Origin of the sequence: Actinomadura chokoriensis (assembly GCF_039529475.1) — a bacterium.
Taxonomy (GTDB): Bacteria; Actinomycetota; Actinomycetes; order Streptosporangiales; family Streptosporangiaceae; genus Spirillospora; species Spirillospora bangladeshensis.
Genome location: NZ_BAAAMW010000001.1, coordinates 181,055 through 197,892 on the forward strand (window position 1 = coordinate 181,055; position 16,838 = coordinate 197,892).

The 16,838-nt window shown below is 72.5% G+C and carries 15 protein-coding genes; 9 read left to right on the plus strand and 6 right to left on the minus strand.

The window, feature by feature from the left end; all coding sequences use genetic code 11:
• The first annotated feature begins 33 nt into the window (after window positions 1-33).
• On the plus strand, window positions 34-810 hold the full coding sequence (locus ABFX46_RS00800) for an SDR family NAD(P)-dependent oxidoreductase (protein ID WP_346039384.1): 777 nt from the start codon (window positions 34-36) through the stop codon (window positions 808-810).
• Window positions 811-816: 6 nt separating this feature from the next.
• Here ABFX46_RS00800 and ABFX46_RS00805 read toward each other — a convergent pair whose 3' ends face one another.
• Together ABFX46_RS00805 and ABFX46_RS00810 are read right to left on the minus strand one after the other, a co-directional pair.
• Window positions 817-1,857 carry a phosphotransferase gene (locus ABFX46_RS00805; protein ID WP_346039385.1) on the minus strand — a complete coding sequence of 347 codons (1,041 nt, stop codon included), beginning with the start codon at window positions 1,855-1,857 and terminating at the stop codon, window positions 817-819.
• Complete coding sequence (locus tag ABFX46_RS00810; protein WP_346039386.1) at window positions 1,854-2,813, minus strand: DUF7064 domain-containing protein; 960 nt, start codon at window positions 2,811-2,813, stop codon at window positions 1,854-1,856. Before ABFX46_RS00810 ends, ABFX46_RS00805 begins: the two co-directional genes overlap by 4 nt.
• A gap of 136 nt (window positions 2,814-2,949) precedes the next feature.
• Between ABFX46_RS00810 and ABFX46_RS00815 the strand changes: the two genes are divergently transcribed.
• The 3 genes from ABFX46_RS00815 (at window position 2,950) to ABFX46_RS00825 (ending at window position 6,029) form a co-directional block, all read left to right on the plus strand.
• Window positions 2,950-3,768: an SAM-dependent methyltransferase gene (locus tag ABFX46_RS00815; protein WP_346039387.1), complete on the plus strand. Its 819-nt coding sequence runs from the start codon at window positions 2,950-2,952 to the stop codon at window positions 3,766-3,768.
• Between the two features lie 168 nt (window positions 3,769-3,936).
• Entirely contained in the window at window positions 3,937-5,121 is a 1,185-nt protein-coding gene (locus ABFX46_RS00820; protein WP_346039388.1) for an acyl-CoA dehydrogenase family protein, read from the plus strand.
• Window positions 5,118-6,029: an acyl-CoA dehydrogenase family protein gene (locus ABFX46_RS00825; protein WP_346039389.1), complete on the plus strand. Its 912-nt coding sequence runs from the start codon at window positions 5,118-5,120 to the stop codon at window positions 6,027-6,029. The genes ABFX46_RS00820 and ABFX46_RS00825 overlap by 4 nt, the downstream gene beginning before the upstream one ends.
• Here ABFX46_RS00825 and ABFX46_RS00830 read toward each other — a convergent pair.
• Both ABFX46_RS00830 and ABFX46_RS00835 read right to left on the minus strand, forming a co-directional pair.
• A complete protein-coding gene (locus tag ABFX46_RS00830; protein ID WP_346039390.1) occupies window positions 6,013-7,584 on the minus strand; it encodes a FadD3 family acyl-CoA ligase in 1,572 nt (523 codons plus the stop codon). The two genes, ABFX46_RS00825 and ABFX46_RS00830, sit on opposite strands and share 17 nt — an antisense overlap.
• 49 nt (window positions 7,585-7,633) lie before the next feature.
• On the minus strand, window positions 7,634-9,031 hold the full coding sequence (locus ABFX46_RS00835) for a GH1 family beta-glucosidase (protein WP_346039391.1): 1,398 nt from the start codon (window positions 9,029-9,031) through the stop codon (window positions 7,634-7,636).
• Window positions 9,032-9,111: 80 nt separating this feature from the next.
• On the opposite strand from ABFX46_RS00835, the gene ABFX46_RS00840 reads away from it, so the two are divergent.
• The 5 genes from ABFX46_RS00840 (at window position 9,112) to ABFX46_RS00860 (ending at window position 15,344) form a co-directional block, all read left to right on the plus strand.
• Window positions 9,112-9,735: a TetR/AcrR family transcriptional regulator gene (locus tag ABFX46_RS00840; RefSeq protein ID WP_346039392.1), complete on the plus strand. Its 624-nt coding sequence runs from the start codon at window positions 9,112-9,114 to the stop codon at window positions 9,733-9,735.
• 81 nt (window positions 9,736-9,816) lie between these two features.
• Window positions 9,817-11,463 carry a Coagulation factor 5/8 type domain-containing protein gene (locus ABFX46_RS00845; protein ID WP_346039393.1) on the plus strand — a complete coding sequence of 549 codons (1,647 nt, stop codon included), beginning with the start codon at window positions 9,817-9,819 and terminating at the stop codon, window positions 11,461-11,463.
• Window positions 11,460-12,701 carry an MFS transporter gene (locus tag ABFX46_RS00850; RefSeq protein WP_346039394.1) on the plus strand — a complete coding sequence of 414 codons (1,242 nt, stop codon included), beginning with the start codon at window positions 11,460-11,462 and terminating at the stop codon, window positions 12,699-12,701. The genes ABFX46_RS00845 and ABFX46_RS00850 overlap by 4 nt, the downstream gene beginning before the upstream one ends.
• 10 nt (window positions 12,702-12,711) lie before the next feature.
• Window positions 12,712-14,481: a sulfatase gene (locus ABFX46_RS00855; protein ID WP_346039395.1), complete on the plus strand. Its 1,770-nt coding sequence runs from the start codon at window positions 12,712-12,714 to the stop codon at window positions 14,479-14,481.
• Between the two features lie 74 nt (window positions 14,482-14,555).
• Window positions 14,556-15,344 carry a formylglycine-generating enzyme family protein gene (locus ABFX46_RS00860; protein WP_346039396.1) on the plus strand — a complete coding sequence of 263 codons (789 nt, stop codon included), beginning with the start codon at window positions 14,556-14,558 and terminating at the stop codon, window positions 15,342-15,344.
• A 4-nt stretch (window positions 15,345-15,348) separates the two neighbouring features.
• Here ABFX46_RS00860 and ABFX46_RS00865 read toward each other — a convergent pair whose 3' ends face one another.
• A complete protein-coding gene (locus tag ABFX46_RS00865; RefSeq protein ID WP_346039397.1) occupies window positions 15,349-15,942 on the minus strand; it encodes a TetR/AcrR family transcriptional regulator in 594 nt (197 codons plus the stop codon).
• Entirely contained in the window at window positions 15,932-16,711 is a 780-nt protein-coding gene (locus tag ABFX46_RS00870; protein ID WP_346039398.1) for an SDR family NAD(P)-dependent oxidoreductase, read from the minus strand. Before ABFX46_RS00870 ends, ABFX46_RS00865 begins: the two co-directional genes overlap by 11 nt.
• Between the last annotated feature and the right edge of the window lie 127 nt (window positions 16,712-16,838).

Genomic DNA, 16,838 nt, shown 5'->3' on the forward strand with positions numbered 1-16,838 from the left:
TTCCGGCACTGCGGGCGGACGCAGTCTGGCCCCATGGACACCACGACCACGGCCGGCCTGCTGGCCGGCAAGACCGCTTTCATCACCGGTGCGGGACGCGGCATCGGGGCCGCCGCCGCCCGGCTGTTCGCGAGCGAGGGCGCCCGGGTGCTGCTCGCGGCCCGGACGGAGGAGCAGCTGAAGAGCGTCGCCGAGGAGGTCCGGGCGGCGGGCGGCACCGCGGAGTGGGTCGTCTGCGACCTCGCCGACGCGGAGAGCGTGCGCGCCGCCGTCCAGCGCACCGTCGACCTGTACAGGCGGCTCGACGTCGCGTTCAACAACGGCGCGGCGATCCAGCGGCCCGGTCCGATGGACCGGATGCCGGAGGCCGACTTCGACCGCCTCTACGACGTGAACCTCAAGAGCGTCTGGGTGGCCCTGGCCGCCGAGGTCGCCGCGATCCGGGCCACCGCCGGGACGGGCGCCATCGTCAACACCTCGTCCGTCGGCAGCCTGCGCGGCAACCCCGAGCTGCCCGCCTACGCCGCGATGAAGCGGGCCGTCAACAGCCTCACCGCGTCGGCCGCCGTCACCTACGGCCCGGAGGGCATCCGCGTCAACGCCATCGCGCCGGGCAACACGCCCACCGAGATGATCAGCACCTGGGAGAAGGATTCGCCGGGCCTGCGGGAGCGGCTCACGGCGCACACGCCGCTGGGCCGTCCGGCCGACCCGCGGGAGATCGCGGAGGCCGCCGCCTGGCTCCTCAGCGACCGGTCCTCCTTCGTGACGGGGACGGTCCTGCGGGTCGACGGCGGCGCGCGCGCCTGAGCCGCGTCACCCGGTCAGGGACAGTGAGTCCAGGTCGATGGCGTGGTGGGCGTGGCGGGTCGTCATGGTGCAGAACATCTCGTCGCCGCGCGGGGTGCGCTCGACCAGCATGGACGCGCCGATCGCCATGACGATGCCGTGGAAGGCATGGTGGCGGTAGGCCGTCCAGCAGTCGTCCCGGCTGAGGGTGACGCCCCGGCCGGTCAGGGCTCGGTGGTAGCGCTGGACGAGGTCCTGTTCGTGGGCGCGGCGGGCCTCGACGGGGAGGCTGGAGCCCAGGAAGTAGGACAGGTCGGCGAGGCCGGGGCCGTAGGCGCAGGTCTGCCAGTCGAGGACCGCCGTGCGGGGGCCGCCGAACAGCAGGTTGTCCGCGCGGAAGTCGCCGTGGGTCAGGGTGTGCGGGCCCTCGCGGGCGGTCAGGTAGGCCGGCAGGGACGGCAGGAAGTCCTCGATCAGCGCGATGACGCCGGGGCCCAGGTCGGCGGCGTAGCGGTCCTTGAAGCCGGTGTAGAGGTCGGTGACCATCGCGGCGGTGAAGGCGGCGGCGTCGGCGTCGTGGCGGTTCAGCCAGGGCAGCGCGGCGAGGCCGGCGTCCTCCCAGCCGGCGGCGTGGAAGGCGGCCATCTCGGTGATCGCGGCGGCGGCGTCCTCGGGGCCGATGCCCGCGAGCTGGTCGCCGGGCCGGGCGGGGGCGAGGTCGGCCAGGAGGACGGTGTACTCGTCCGGTTCGGGGGCGTAGGCCGAGAAGTGGCAGGCGGGGACGCCCGCGTCGAGGCGATCGGCGACCTCGGCGTAGAAGTGCGCCTCGACCTCGTAGGTGCGGATGGCACGGGCGGCGGCCCGGCTGGACGGGTCGGCCGCCGGGACCTTCGCGACCATGGTGGGCGGCAGCGGCGCCTCGTCCGCGTAGGTGAGGAAGAGGCGGAGGCTGTCGGAGACCTGGCCGGTGCCGACCGGCTCGGTGCGGACGGCGGCGACCTTCGTCCCGAGCGCGTCCGACAGCCAGGACGCCGTCAGCCCGCCGGCTCCGGAGACCGGCGCGGTCATGCGGTCTCCTCGGCGAGGTGGGTCCAGCCGTGGTCCTGCCAGCCGGGCGGCTGGTGCCATTCCGTCCAGCCGTGGCCGGAGCGCCCGTCCTCGGTCTCGAACCGGCACAGGGCGCGGGGGAAGTTCGCCTCCAGGCCGTCGGGGGACGTGACGGCGACCGGCGCGAACGCCACCGGGGTCACGGTCATGGGGGCGCCGGGGAAGCGGAGGCCGGAGCGGGCGGGCAGGCCGCCGGCGAAGGCGGTCTCGGCGGAGAAGCCGGAACGGTGCTCGATGTCGCCGCCCGGCGGGACGGCGAAGCACGGCCACGGGAGCGGGAACCCGATGTTGGCCTGCATGCCGTGGACGTACGTTCCGTCGTCGAGGCGGCCGGACGTCCAGAGCCAGGACACCTTCCACCAGTCGCGCTCGCCCCAGCTGTGGTCGCGCTCCCCGGGCGCGTCGACGGCGATCTTCTCGCCGCCGACGCTGACCAGGCCGGTGACGGTGCAGGGGATCTCGTAGCGCGGGATGTCCTTGTAGGGGTAGACGCCGCTGACGGTGTCCCAGCGCAGGTCGAAGGAGAGCCCGGCGGTCCCGGTGGCGGGGCCGGCCGGGTCGGGCAGGACGGACGCGGTCCCCTGCACGGTGACCCGGGCCGGGCCGAAGGGGTCGGGGATCTCCTGCGTGGCGGTGTAGGCGTCGGCGCGGACGTCCGCCGAGCCGGGCTCGGGCAGCGGCGCGTTGTTGTCGGCGATGAGGAGCAGCGGGCGGCCCGGCCGCACCAGCGCGGCCCAGTACCAGGCGCGGTCCCAGTTCGGGTAGAGGCCGAGCCGGACGTAGCCGGCGATGGAGCCGTCGGGCGCCGCGAAGTCGAAGTAGTAGGACTCGTTCCACAGCAGCTCGGGGCCGGGTTCGTGCAGTCCCTCGTCCGCGGGCGTCAGGTTCCAGGTGCCGTGCTCGATGATCCTCGCCATGGGCCCTCCGGGCATTCCGAACGCGATTCTAGAGCGTGATCTTAGCCACAGCCCCGCGCCGCCGACAGACCCGCGGGCGAACGCGGTCAAAGTAGGATCTCCGGCAGATTGCGGCATTCGCAGCGTTGGAGGTTCCATGGCCGAGCACCCGCAGATCGACTCGTCCGTCCCGCACTCGGCGCGCATCTGGAACCACTGGCTGGGCGGCAAGGACAACTACCGCGTCGACCAGGAGGTCGGGGACGAGTTCCTCCGGATCTTCCCCGGGCAGGCCGACATCGCCCGGCACTCGCGGGCCTTCCTCGGCCGCGCCGTCCGGTACCTGGCGGGGGAGGCCGGGATACGGCAGTTCCTGGACATCGGGACCGGGCTGCCGACGGTCGACAACACCCACGAGGTCGCGCAGCGGGTCGCGCCCGACGCGCGCGTCGTCTATGTGGACAACGACCCGCTCGTCCTCACGCACGCCCACGCGCTGCTCACGTCCTCGCCCGAGGGCGCCACGTCCTACATCGACGCCGACGTCCGCGATCCCGACGCGATCCTGGCCAAGGCCGCCGAGACGCTCGACTTCGACCGTCCGGTGGCGCTGCTGCTGCTCGGCATCCTCGGCCACCTCACCGACGACGAGGACCCGGAGGGCGTCCTCGCCCGGCTCGTCGCGCGGCTCGCTCCGGGCAGCCACCTGGTCGTCAACGACGGCACCAACGTGTTCGGGACGCCCGGCGCGGACGGCGTCGACGACACCGCGCGCGCCCGCGCGATCGGCCGCTACGTCGAGGCGGGCGGCATCGCCTACAACCTCCGCTCCCCCGAGCGGATCACCGGGTTCTTCACCGGGCTGGAACTGCTGGACCCCGGTGTCGTCCCGGTGTCGCGCTGGCGCCCCGAGCCGTCCCCGTTCGGAGAGCCGCCCGAGGTGGACGCCTTCTGCGGCGTCGCCCGCGTCCCCTAGCGGCCGCGGCGTAGCTCCACACGAATTCGCCGGTACGGGACGCGCAGGCGCGGATCCCGCCATCCGCGCTGCCCTCCCGACTGGACCGGGATCTCACTGGGCGGGAGGGGACGGCGGGGGCGCGAGAGGAGGGTTACTCTACCAAACAGTTGTTAGAAAGAGGTGCCCATGGATCGTGAGTTCGGGACGGCGGACGAGGCGTTCCGCGCCGAGGTGCGGGAGTGGCTGCGCGCGCACGTCCCGGCGGAGCCGCTGCCCTCGCTGGAGACCGAGGAGGGGTTCGCGGCCCACCGGGAGTGGGAGCGGACGCTCGGCGCGGCGCGGCTCGGGGTCGTGTCGTGGCCGGAGGAGTACGGCGGCCGCGGCGTCTCGGTGCTGCAGTGGCTGATCTTCGAGGAGGAGTACTACGCGGCGGGCGCACCCGGGCGGGTCAGCCAGAACGGCATCAACCTGCTGGCGCCGACGCTGCTGAAGCACGGCACGCCGGAGCAGCTCGCGCGGATCCTGCCGCCGATGGCGGCGGGCGAGGTCATCTGGGCGCAGGCGTGGTCGGAGCCGGGCGCGGGCAGCGACCTCGCGGCGCTGCGCGCCACGGCGACGCGCACCGACGGCGGCTGGCTGCTGGACGGGCAGAAGACGTGGAGCTCGCGGGCCGCGTTCGCCGACATGGGCTTCGGGCTGTTCCGCTCGGACCCGGAGTCGGACCAGAATGAGCGGAGCGAACCGGGGGGTGCGGGGGGTCGTCCCCCCGCAAAGGGCCGGCACAAGGGCCTGACGTACCTGATGTTCCCGCTGGACGCCGAGGGCGTGACCGTGCGTCCGATCGGGCGCCTGGACGGCAAGCCCGCGTTCGCCGAGCTGTTCCTCGACAAGGTCTTCGTCCCCGACGCGGACGTCATCGGCGCGCCCGGCGAGGGCTGGCGGGTCGCGATGGCCACGGCGGGCAACGAGCGCGGGCTGACGCTGCGCAGCCCCGGACGGTTCACGGCGGCGACCGAGCGGCTCGTCGAGCTGTGGAAGGAGCGGGCCGACCCGTCCGACACCGCGCTGCGCGACCGGGTCGCGGACGCGTGGATCAGGTCGCACGCCTACCGGCTCAAGGGCTTCGAGACGATCTCGCGGGACGACGACATCGGCGCCGAGTCCAGCTTGAACAAGGTGTTCTGGTCGGAGCTGGACGTCGCGCTGCACGAGACCGCGCTCGACCTGCTCGGCGCGGACGGCGAAATCGAGTCGGAGTGGCTGGAGAACTACGTGTTCTCGCTGGCCGGGCCGATCTACGCCGGCACCAACGAGATCCAGCGCAACGTGATCGCCGAGCGGCTGCTCGGCCTGCCGAGAGGGTCCCGATGAAGTTCGTTCTCGACGCCGAGCAGCGGATGTTCGGCGAGACGCTGCGCCGGCTGCTCGCCGACGCGGGCACCGCGAAGATCGCCCGCGCGTGGGCGGCCGGGGACGCCGGGCCGGGCCGGGCGCTGTGGGCGTCGGTCGCCGAGGCCGGGGTGTTCGCGGTCGCGGTGCCGGAGGAGTTCGGCGGCGCCGGGCGGCTGCCGGTCGAGCTGGTCGTCGCGGCCGAGGAGCTCGGACGCGCCGCCGCGCCGGGGCCGTACGTGGAGACGCTGGCGGCGGCCGAGCTGCTGGGCGAGTCGCCGTGGCTGCCGCGGATCGCGGAGGGCGAGGCGATCGTGTCGCTGGCCGTCCCGCACGCGCTGGACGCCGACGTCGCCGACCTGGTGCTGACCGCCGACAAGGTGGAGCGGAAGGCCGGCGAGGCGCTCGCGTCGCTCGACCCGGCGCGGCGGCTGTTCCGCGTCGAGGGCGCGTCCGGGGGCGGTGCCGGCTTCACCGACTTCGGCGTGCTGCTGTGCGCGGCGCAGCAGGTCGGGATCGGGCAGGCGCTGCTGGAGGTGTCCGTGGAGTACGCCAGGACGCGGCAGCAGTTCGGACGCCCGATCGGCGAGTACCAGGCGATCAAGCACCACCTGGCGAGCGCGATGGTCGAGCTGGAGTTCGCCCGCCCGCTGCTGTACGGGGCGGCGCTGTCGTACGGGACGCCCGACTTCGCCCGGGACGTGTCGGCCGCGAAGGTCGCCGCGTCGGAGGCGTCCTACGGGCTGGCCAAGACGGCTCTCCAGGTGCACGGCGCGATCGGCTACACCGACGAGTACGACCCGTCGCTGTGGATCCGCAAGGCGCGCGCGCTGTACTCGGCGTGGGGTTCGGTCGCCGAGCACAGGGCGCGGGTCATCGCCGCTCTGTGAACTCCTTGAGCTCCACGCGGCGGACCTTGCCGGACGCGGTCTTCGGGAGGTCGTCCACGAAGACGACCTCCCGGGGGACCTTGAAGTTCGCGAGCCGCTCCCGGCAATGCGCGATCAGCTCGTCCGCCGTGGCGCTCCTGCCGGGGCGGAGCCGGACGTAGGCCCGCGCGACCTCGCCCATGCGGTGGTCGGGGGCGCCGATGACGCCGGACTCGGCGACGGCGTCGTGCTGGGCGAGGACGTCCTCGACCTCGGCCGGGTACACGTTGAACCCGCCGACGACGAACATCTCCTTGGTCCGGCCGGTGATGGTGAGGTTGCCGCGCTCGTCGAGCCGCCCCCGGTCGCCGGTGTCGAGCCAGCCGTCGCGGATCGTCTCGGCCGTCGCCTCGGGGTCGTCCAGGTAGCCCTTCATCACGTTGTAGCCGCGGACGAGGACCGAGCCGTCCGTGCCGGCCGGGACCTTCTCGCCCTTCTCGTCGACGATCGCGATCTCGACGTCCGCGATGGCCTTGCCGCAGGTGGTGGCGATGGTCTCGTCATCGTCGTCCACCGAGCACGCCGACACGGTGCCGGACGACTCCGTCAGCCCGTACGCGGTCACGACCTGCGGGAACAGCTCCGCGCGGATGCGCCCCACCAGCGCGACCGGCACGTCCGCCGCGCCCGTCACCGCCAGCCGCAGCGACGACAGGTCGCGCTCGTCCCGGCCGGGGGCGTCCAGCAGCGAGGTGTAGATCGTCGGCGGGCCGGGCAGCACGGTGATCTTCTCCTGCTCGATCAGCCGCAGCGTCTCGGGGACGTCGAAGGTGCGCTGGAGCACCATCGTGGCGCCCTTCAGCAGGCACGCCAGGACGCCCGCCTTGTAGCCGAACGAGTGGAACATCGGGTTGACGATGAGGTACCGGTCGCCGGCCTTCACGCCGGTGCGGCCCGTCCACGCCGTGTAGGTGCGGACGTTCTGCTCGTGCGTGACGAGGACGCCCTTGGGCTTGCCGGTCGTCCCCGACGTGAACAGGATGTCGGCGATGTCGTCGGGCCGGACGGCCGCCGTGCGCGCGTCGGCCTCCCCGGCGGGCACGGCCTTCGCGAGGAACTCGTCCCAGCCGAGGACGCCGGGGCGCGCGGACGCGCCGAACGTGACGACCGTCCTGAGGGCGGGCAGGCCGGGGACGCCGCCGGCCTCATCGGTCCCGAGCATGCCGGAGTAGTCGATGCCGAGGAACCCGTCCTCCACGAAGAGGATCTTGACGTCGGCCTTGGTGAGCGGCCAGCGGGCCTCGTCGCCCTTGTACCGGGTGTTCAGCGGGACGAGCGTCGCGCCCGCGCCCATGGCGCCGAGCACGGTGACGATCCAGCGGAGCCCGTTCGGCGCCCAGATCGAGATGCGGTCGCCCGCGCCGATTCCGGCGCCGATGAACGCGGCCGTCGCCTCCCGCACCCGCTCGCGCAGCTCCGCGTAGGACACCCGGACGTCGCCGTCCACGACCGCCTCGGCGTCCGGAGAGTCCTGGGCGGCCCGCTCCAGCAGACCCGGAATCGTCAGCTCGCTCATAACCGTCCATGATGGGCGCGGCGGGCGCGATCATGCCAGGGCGTCCCGCTCACCGGTACCGGGCCAACTCCGCGCGCAGCCAGTGGTAGGACGCCTTGGGCGTGCGGCGCTGGGTGGCGTAGTCGACGTGGACGAGGCCGAACCGCTGGTCGAAGCCCTCCGCCCACTCGAAGTTGTCGAGCAGCGACCAGACGAAGTAGCCGCGGACATCGACGCCGTCGCCGATGGCGCGGTGCAGTGACCGGAGGTGGCCGTCCAGGTAGTCGATCCGGTCCCGGTCGTCGCGGCCGGGCTCGTCCGGAGCGGAGCAGCCGTTCTCGGTGATCAGGATCGGCGGCAGCGCGTCGCGGTAGGCGTCGCGGAGGCCGGTCAGCAGCTCGTGCAGGCCGCCCGGGACGACCGGCCAGCCGAACGCGGTGACCGGGTAGCCGTCGATCGGCACGTCCTCGAAGGGCAGGCCGGCGCCGTCGAGGTGCCGCTCGACCTCGCGCAGGACGGACGCACCGCCCACCGTCGGCGCGTCCCCGTGCGGCGCGGCGACCTTCGTCGGGCTGTAGTAGTTGACGCCGAGCAGGTCGAGCGGCGCGGCGATCGCGGCCAGATCGCCGTCCTGGACGAACGGGAGGTCGGCCACGCCGTACGCGCCCAGGTCCGGGTAGCGGCCGAGCAGGAGGGGGTCGGTGAACAGGCGGTTCTGGAGGGCGTCGAACGCGGCCGCGGCGGCCCGGTCGGCGGGCGTGCCGCTCGCGGGCCACACCGGGCTGTAGTTGTTGGTGATCGCGACCTGGCCGGACGTCCGCTCGCGCAGCGCCGGGACGGCGAGGCCGTGGCCGAGGAGCAGGTGGTGGGCGACGGGAAGGGCGTCCAGGAGGAGCGCTTCGCCGGGCGCGTGGGTCCCGACGCCGTAGCCCTCGGTCATGTGGACGAACGGCTCGTTCAACGTGATCCACACGCCGACGCGGTCGCCGAGCCGGTCGGCGACGAGGGCGGTGTACTCGGCGAACCGGTGCGCGGTGTCGCGGTTCATCCAGCCGCCCGCATCCTGGAGCGCCTGCGGCAGGTCCCAGTGGTAGAGGGTGAGCGCGGCGAGGATGCCCCGTTCGGCGAGGGCGTCCACGAGCCTGTCGTAGAAGTCGAGGCCCTTGGGGTTGGCGGGGCCGCGTCCGTCCGGCTGGACGCGCGGCCAGGCCACCGAGAACCGGTAGGCGTTCACGCCGAGGCCGGCCATCAGCGCGACGTCCTCGGGCCAGCGGCGGTAGTGGTCGCACGCGGTCTCGCCGGTGTCGCCGTTCTTGACGCGGCCGGGCTGCGCGCAGAAGGAGTCCCAGATGCTGGGGCCGCGACCGTCCTCCTTGACGGCGCCCTCGATCTGGTACGCCGCCGTGGCCGTGCCCCACAGGAAGCCCTCGGGAAAGCGGGGAAGCACCTGCGTCTCCTCTCCTAACATGAGTGGACGTCACATTAAAACATGAACATGTGTCACGTTCGGTCGGCCGGGAATCGGGACGGCCGGGATCGGGAGGGGCGATGACGGACGGGGTGCGCCGCAGGCCGACGCAGCGCCGCAGCGCGGAGCGGTTCGAGCGGCTGCTCGACGCCTGCGCGGAGCTGCTGGCCGAGGCCGGGCACGACGCGCTGACCACGAGGGACGTCGCCCGACGTGCGGGCGTCCCGATCGGCACGCTGTACCAGTTCTTCGACGGCAAGTCCGGGCTGCTCTACGAGCTGGCCATGCGGAACCTGGCGATCCTGATCGGGCGGGTCCACGAGCGGCTCACCTCCGAGCCGGTGCGGATGTGGGCGGACGCGGCCGTGCTCGTCTACGACGAGAGCCTCGCGCTGCGCCGCACCGTGCCGGGCTTCTTCATCGCCGACTTCCGCGACACCGGCGCCATCGACCAGGGCCTCGTCCGCCGGATCGACACCGAGATGGCGGAGCGCATGTACGAGCTGGGCACGCAGAAGGCGGGCCTGCCGCCGCTGGCCGACCACGAGCGCGTCCTGCTGGTGGCCATCACGGCGTCGGACGGACTGCTCCGGCTCGCCTACCAGACGGCGGAGGACGGCGACCCGGCCGTGGTCGCGCTCGGCGCCCGGCTGCTGCGCGCGTACTTCACCGACCTCGCGGCGGACCCCGTGCCAGATCCATAACATGAGCCTTGTTCACTTTTTCCTCGATCGGTGATATCACTCAGCTCAGATCCGTGGCCCCCACCCCGGTCGAGGTGCCCCATGCCGTTCCGACGCTCCCTCCGACGCTCCCTCCGACGCACCGCCTGCATCCCGCTCGTCCTCGCCCTGCTCGCGGCGCTGGCCTCCGTCCTCGCCCCTGCGCCGCCCGCCCGTGCCGCGTCCCCGTCCGCCGACGCGGCCGGTGAGGTGCGCGGCTACATCGACGCCCACAGCCACCTCATGTCGTACGAGGCGTTCGGCGGGCAGCTGCTGTGCGGCAAGCCGTTCGACCCGGACGGCATCCAGGCGGCGCTGCGCGACTGCCCCGACCACGCCGCCAACGGCGCGTTCGCCTGGTTCGAGAACTTCACCCGGCACGGCACCCCGTTCGGCACGCACGACCCCACCGGCTGGCCGACGTTCAAGGACTGGCCCGCCTGGGACTCCCGCACCCACCAGCAGGTCTACTACGCGTGGCTGGAACGGTCCTGGCGCGCCGGGCAGCGCGTCCTGGTCAACCAGCTCGTCGCCAACCGGCAGCTCTGCGAGATCTATCCGCTGAAGCGCAACGCGTGCGACGAGATGGCGATCATCCGGCTCGAAGCGCGGCGGATGCGGGAGATGGAGTCCTACATCGACGGGCTCAGCGGCGGGCCAGGCAAGGGCTGGTTCCGCATCGTGCGCGACGCCGCCGAGGCCCGCCGGGTGATCGGGCAGGGCAGGCTCGCCGTCGTCCTCGGCATCGAGACGTCCGAGCCGTTCGGCTGCCGCGTGATCGGCGGCGTCCCGCAGTGCACGCGCGCCGACATCGACAAGGGCCTGGACGAGATGAAGGCCCTCGGCGTGTCCTCGATGTTCCTGTGCCACAAGTTCGACAACGCCCTGTGCGGGGTGCGGTTCGACGGCGGCACGACCGGCGCCGTCGTCAACGCGGGCAACTTCCTCGCCACCGGACGGTTCTGGCAGGCCGAGACGTGCACCGGCGCCGCCCACGACAACACCATCGCCCCGGCGGGCGCCGTCAGCGGCGACGTGGCCGAGTTCCTGCGGCTGCTCGGGCAGGCCGGGATCACGCTCCCGCTGTATCCGGACGCGCCGCACTGCAACCTGCTCGGGCTGACCGACCTCGGCGCCTACATGGTGAAGGGCCTGATGAAGCGGCACATGCTCGTCGAGGTCGACCACATGAGCGCGAAGGCCGCCGACCAGACGCTCGACCTGCTGGAGGAGGCGCACTACTCGGGCGTCATCTCGTCCCACAGCTGGACGGACGACACCTACAAGCCCCGCATCTACCGGCTCGGCGGCATCGTCACCGGCTACGGGAACTCCGCCGACCGGTTCGCCGCCGAGTGGAGGCACAACAAGAGCGCCGCCGACCCGCACTACACGTTCGGCTACGGGTACGGGCTCGACGCGAACGGCATGGGACCGCTGCCCGCGCCGCGCGCGGACGCGAAGGAGAACCCGCTGCGCTACCCGTTCACCTCGCCGATCGACCCGGCGGTGAAGCTCGACCGGCTCCGCACCGGGCTGCGCACCTGGGACCTCAACACCGACGGCGTCGCCAACTACGGGCTCGTCCCCGACTGGATCGCCGACATGCGGAGCTACGGCGGGCAGGCGCTCATCGACGACATGGCCCGCGGCGCCGAGGCGTACCTGGAGATGTGGCGCCGCGCCGAGACCTGGACGGGCGGCGCGTGAACGAACTGACGGCCGCCCGCCGCCCCGGCGAGCGCGGCACCGCCGAGGTCGGCCGGAGCTGGCTGCTCGGCTATGCCGCCGTGTGGTTCGGGTACTGGCTGGTGATCCTGCTGCCGCCGCAGTTCATGACGCCGCACCTCATCGGGCGCATCGCGGCGGAGGACAAGGTGGACGTGCTGTCCTACCTGCTGATCCAGAACTCCGTCGTGGTCGTGCTGTGCGTGCCGCTCGCCGGGATGGCCTGCGACCGCACCCGGACCCGCTTCGGCCGCCGCCGCGTCTGGGCGCTCGGCGGGTTCGCGGTCGCGGCCGTCCCGTACGCGCTGATCGGGACGCAGACGAGCTGGCCGGTCGTGGCGGGCCTGATGGTCGTCGTGTCGATGGGCGCGGCGGCGGTGCTCGCCGCGCTCAGCGCCGTGATCGCCGACCGGGTGCCGCACCACCAGCGGGGCGCCGCGTCCGCCGCGATGGGCGTCCCGCAGGTCGTCGCGCTCGTGGTCGGGATGGTGCTGGTGACGATGGTCGTCACGTCCGTTCCCGGGATGTGGGCGCTGATCGCGGTGCTCGCGACCGTGTCGGCGCTGCCGTTCTTCCTCGTCCGGACGCGGACGCGCCCCGCCCTGCAGGAGGCGGGACCGGTGCCGGGCGCGGGCGGGCGCGTCCCGTTCCCGCACCCGCGCCGGCATCCGGACTACTACTGGGCGCTGGTGTCCCGCGTGCTGATCAACGCCGGGAACCTGGCCGGGACGACGTACCTGCTGTACTTCCTCACCGACGTCCTGCACCGGCGCGACCCCGACGGGTCGCTGCTGGTCCTCACGCTGATCTACCTGGTGTGCTGCGCGGCGACCGGCTGGCTCGGCGGGAGGGCGTCGGACGCACTCGGCCGCCGCCGCGACCTCATCGCCGTCGCGGGCGCGCTCCAGGCGGGGGCGGCGGCGCTGCTCGCGATCGCGCCGACGTGGCCGTCCGCCATGGCGGGCGCGGTGCTGCTCGGGGCGGGCTACGGCGCCTTCCTGTCGGTCGACCAGGCGCTCGTCACCGACGTGCTCCCCGACCAGCGCAGCCGCGCCCGCGACCTCGGTGTCGTCAACGCGGCGCAGAACGTCCCGCTGGCCTTCGGCGTCGCCTGGTTCGTGCTCACCTTCGTGGGCGGCTACCGCGTGCTGTACGCGGTGTCCGCCGTGATCATGCTGCTGGGCTCCGCCTCCGTGTACCGGATCAGGAGCGTCCGTTGAAAGGGGTTTCGTGAAAGCGGTCATGGTCATGTTCGACACCCTCAACCGGCGCTTCCTGCCGCCGTACGGGGCATCGGACGTGCACGCCCCGAACTTCGCGCGGCTCGCCGAGCGCACCGCGACGTTCGACAACTGCTACGGCGGGAGCATGCCGTGCATGCCGGCGCGGCGCGAGATGCACACCGGCCGCCACAACTTCCTGCACCGGGGCTGGGGGCCGCTGGAGCCCTTCGACGACTCCGTCCCGGAGATGCTCAAGGAGAACGGCGTCTACACCCACCTGGCCACCGACCACCAGCACTACTGGCTGGACGGCGGCGCGACCTACCACCCGCGCTACAACACCTTCGAGTTCTTCCGGGGGCAGGAGGGCGACGAGTGGAAGGGGCACGTCGCCGACCCCGACGTGCCCGACTCCGTCCCGCACACGGCGAACCCGCTGCGCCGCCAGGACTGGGTGAACCGCCTCTACATGAAGGACGAGGCCGACCATCCGCAGACGGGCACGTTCGACGCGGGCGTGCACTTCATCAAGACCAACCATGCCGAGGACAACTGGTTCCTCCAGATCGAGACGTTCGACCCGCACGAGCCCTTCTTCTCTTACGACCACTACAAGAAGCTCTATCCGGACGACTACGACGGCCCGCATTTCGACTGGCCCGACTACCGGCGCGTGACGGAGACGCCCGAACAGGTCGAGCACCTGCGGAACCAGTACCTGGCGCTGCTGTCGATGTGCGACCGGTCGCTCGGACGCGTCCTCGACCTGATGGACGAGCTGTCCCTGTGGGACGACACCCTCCTGATCGTCTGCACCGACCACGGCCTGCTGCTCGGCGAGCACGACTGGTGGGGGAAGAACGCACCGCCGTTCTGGGACGAGACCATCCACACCCCGCTGTTCATCTGGGACCCGCGCAGCCGGGTCGCCGGGGAACGGCGGTCGAGCCTCGTCCAGACCATCGACTTCGGGCCGACGCTGCTGGAGTTCTTCGGCGTCGACCGCACCCCCGACATGCTGGGCGTCCCGCTGCGGGAGACCGTCGCCCGCGACACCCGCGTCCGGGAGGCGGGCCTGTTCGGCTGCTTCGGCGGCCACGTCGGCGTCACCGACGGCCGCCACGTCTACATGCGCGCCTGCGCGGAACCGGGGAACCGGCCGCTCGCCGAGTACACGCTCATGCCCACCCACATGCGCGGCCGCATGCCGGTGGAGACGCTCCGGGACGCGACCCTGGCATCCCCCTTCTCCTTCACGAAGGGCGTGGCGCCGCTGCGTCTTCCCGGCTTCTCCTACACCGACCCGCACGCGTTCGGCACGCTCCTCTACGACCTGGCCGCCGACCCCGAGCAGCTCTCACCGCTCATCGACGACGACCTGGAACTGCGCATGGCCGGGTTGATGGTCGACGTGATGCGCGCGAACGACGCGCCTCCGGAGCAGTACGAGCGGCTCGGCCTTCCGGCGGACGGGCCGGTGACGTCCGGGCATCTACTCGTCCGGAGGCAGTGGGAGCAGGTCGTGGCGTCGGAGCGGCCGCCGCTGACCGCCGCCGAGTTCCCCGCGTCCCGGCTGTCGGTGACGACGCCGACCCGGCTGCTGGTCGCGGAACCGGCCGCCGAGGCGGTGCTCCGCGAGCACCTGGGCGCGCTCATGGACAGCCCGCTGCTGCCGGAGGCGATGCCGTTCTCCCTGCTGGAGATCGCGGGCCTGGCGGTCGGCGTCATCGACCGCGAGACGCTGCACGCGATCGCCGCCGACCTGGCGGCCCTGTGACCGCGCCGAAGCCTGGGACCGCGCCGGAGCCTGGGACCGCGCCGGAGCCTGGGACCGCGCCGGAGCCTGGGACCGTGCTGAAACGCCTCCCCGGCGGGACGTTCCTGATGGGCGGCGACGACCCGGACGCCAACCCCGGCGACGGCGAGGGCCCGGTCCGCGAGGCCGCCGTGCGCCCGTTCGCGATCTCCCCGTACACCGTCACCAACGAGGCGTTCGCCGCGTTCGCCGACGCGACCGGCCACCGCACCGACGCCGAGCGGTTCGGCTGGTCGCACGTCTTCGCGGGGTTCCTGCCGGGCCGCCTGCGCCGCGTCTCCCCCAGGGCCGGCCGCGCCCCGTGGTGGTGCGCCGTGCGCGGCGCGGACTGGCGGCACCCCGAAGGGCCCGGCTCCACCCTCGACGGGCGGGCGGACCATCCCGTCGTCCACGTCTCCTGGAACGACGCCGCCGCGTTCTGCCGCTGGGCGGGCGTCCGGCTGCCCACGGAGACCGAATGGGAGTACGCGGCGCGCGGCGGCCTGACCGGGAAACGCTACCCGTGGGGCGACGACCTCACCCCGGACGGCGAGCACATGTGCAACATCTGGCAGGGCAATTTCCCCACCCGCAATACGGCGGAGGACGGCTACAAGGGAACGGCCCCGGTCACCGCCTTCCCGCCCAATGGCTACGGCCTGCACAACATGGCGGGGAACGTCTGGGAATGGTGCGCCGACTCCTGGGGAGACGGCAGGGTCCTGCGCGGCGGCTCATATCTGTGCCACGCGTCCTACTGCAACCGCTACCGCGTCGCCGCCCGCACCGCGAACTCCCCCGACAGTTCTTCGGGCAACACCGGCTTCCGCTACGCCGCCGACTAGGCATTCAGGGCTGGAGGGAGGCCCAGACGCGGGACGGCAGGACGGCGGCGGCCTCGTCCAGATCCACGGATTCCGGATCGGACAGCCAGCGCCGCGCCGTCTCGGCGACCGGCCCGATGAGCAGCATCTCCATCATCACCGGCGACAGCCGCGCGACCCGGCCGCCCGCCACATGCGGGAGCATCCACGCCACGAGCTTCGCAATGCGCGGCGTCTTCAGTTCCGCGATGACGGCGGCATGCTCCGGGAGATACGCCGCATAGGCCGAGGAATGGATGAACCGTGCCGCGTCACTGCGCTCGCGCGTGAAACTGAGGTAGGCCCTTGTTGCCGCCTCGACGCCCTCTTGTGCGTCGGTGATCCCGTCCAGCGCGTCCAGCAGCGCGTCGAGCAGATCGGCCATGCAGCGCGCGTAAAGGGCGGCGGCGAGGCCGTCGAACGATCCGAAATGGTGGTAGAGGCTGCCGCTGCTCATCCCGGTGGCCGCGATGACGGCCTTCATTGTGAAGCCCTCGTGCCCGCGTTCGCCGTGCACGCGGAGCGCCTCGGTCAGGATGCGTGCGACGGTCTCGTCCGTGCCCTGGTGCTTAGGCGACATGGAGCGCCTGCTCCGCGTCGTTCCAGAGCCTTGCCGCCAGGGGAGTGTCGAGCGCCTTCGCCTTCAACGGCGTCTCCTTCTTCACATGGAAATAGCGGCCCGTCCCGTCGGCGGTGATCAGATCAGCGACGGGCGGACCGCTCTTCGACGCGGGTTTCAGCGTCCACTTGACCGTCTTCAGCAGGACACCGAAGAGCCCTGTCCGGGCCCCGAGATCCGTCCGGAGCACACCGGGATGCACCGCGTCGATCGTCACCCCGGCGTCCTTCCACCGCTCGGCGAACAGCGGGACCATCATCAGGTTCGCCAGCTTGGTGTTGGCGTACGTGTGGACGGCATGGAAGTCGTCCCCGGTCGGCGTCCGCTCCGGGTCGACCCGCCCAGTGACGTACAGGCCCGCGCTGACCTGGACCACCCGCCGCAGCCGCTCCTCCAGCAGCCGGTTCAGCAGGAACGGCGCGAGGTGGTTGGTGAAGAACGCCTGCTCGAACCCGTCCTCGGTGAGCACGCGCCGGCTGGGCCAGACACCCGCGTTGTGGACGAGCACGTCGACATCGGACAGCTCCCCGGCCAGTTTCCGCACGGCCCGCACGGACGACAGGTCGCCCACGACCAGCTCCGCGCCGATCTCGCGCGCGGCGGCCGCCCCCGCGTCGGGCCGCCGCGCCACGATCACCACCCGGTGCCCCCGCCGGGCGGCCTCGCCCGCCACCGCGCGTCCCACACCCCGGTTCCCGCCGGTGACGGCGACCCGCAACGCCTCGCTCATACCGGGACCCTACCGAATTCTAGAGACTGTCTCTAGAGAGGTTCTCCAGATACCTCGCCGGTGGTACCGCCCGGCTCCCCCGCTGCGCCGCCCGTCGTACGCGCGAAGCCGCCGCGCACGTGACGAC

What these genes read in the sequence shown, in the direction of transcription:
- ABFX46_RS00800 (WP_346039384.1), top strand. Translation starts at nt 34, where the DNA reads ATGGACACCACGACCACGGCCGGCCTGCTGGCCGGCAAGACCGCTTTC.
- ABFX46_RS00805 (WP_346039385.1), bottom strand. Translation starts at nt 1,857, where the DNA reads ATGACCGCGCCGGTCTCCGGAGCCGGCGGGCTGACGGCGTCCTGGCTG.
- ABFX46_RS00810 (WP_346039386.1), bottom strand. Translation starts at nt 2,813, where the DNA reads ATGGCGAGGATCATCGAGCACGGCACCTGGAACCTGACGCCCGCGGAC.
- ABFX46_RS00815 (WP_346039387.1), top strand. Translation starts at nt 2,950, where the DNA reads ATGGCCGAGCACCCGCAGATCGACTCGTCCGTCCCGCACTCGGCGCGC.
- ABFX46_RS00820 (WP_346039388.1), top strand. Translation starts at nt 3,937, where the DNA reads ATGGATCGTGAGTTCGGGACGGCGGACGAGGCGTTCCGCGCCGAGGTG.
- ABFX46_RS00825 (WP_346039389.1), top strand. Translation starts at nt 5,118, where the DNA reads ATGAAGTTCGTTCTCGACGCCGAGCAGCGGATGTTCGGCGAGACGCTG.
- ABFX46_RS00830 (WP_346039390.1), bottom strand. Translation starts at nt 7,584, where the DNA reads ATGAGCGAGCTGACGATTCCGGGTCTGCTGGAGCGGGCCGCCCAGGAC.
- ABFX46_RS00835 (WP_346039391.1), bottom strand. Translation starts at nt 9,031, where the DNA reads ATGTTAGGAGAGGAGACGCAGGTGCTTCCCCGCTTTCCCGAGGGCTTC.
- ABFX46_RS00840 (WP_346039392.1), top strand. Translation starts at nt 9,112, where the DNA reads ATGACGGACGGGGTGCGCCGCAGGCCGACGCAGCGCCGCAGCGCGGAG.
- ABFX46_RS00845 (WP_346039393.1), top strand. Translation starts at nt 9,817, where the DNA reads ATGCCGTTCCGACGCTCCCTCCGACGCTCCCTCCGACGCACCGCCTGC.
- ABFX46_RS00865 (WP_346039397.1), bottom strand. Translation starts at nt 15,942, where the DNA reads ATGTCGCCTAAGCACCAGGGCACGGACGAGACCGTCGCACGCATCCTG.
- ABFX46_RS00870 (WP_346039398.1), bottom strand. Translation starts at nt 16,711, where the DNA reads ATGAGCGAGGCGTTGCGGGTCGCCGTCACCGGCGGGAACCGGGGTGTG.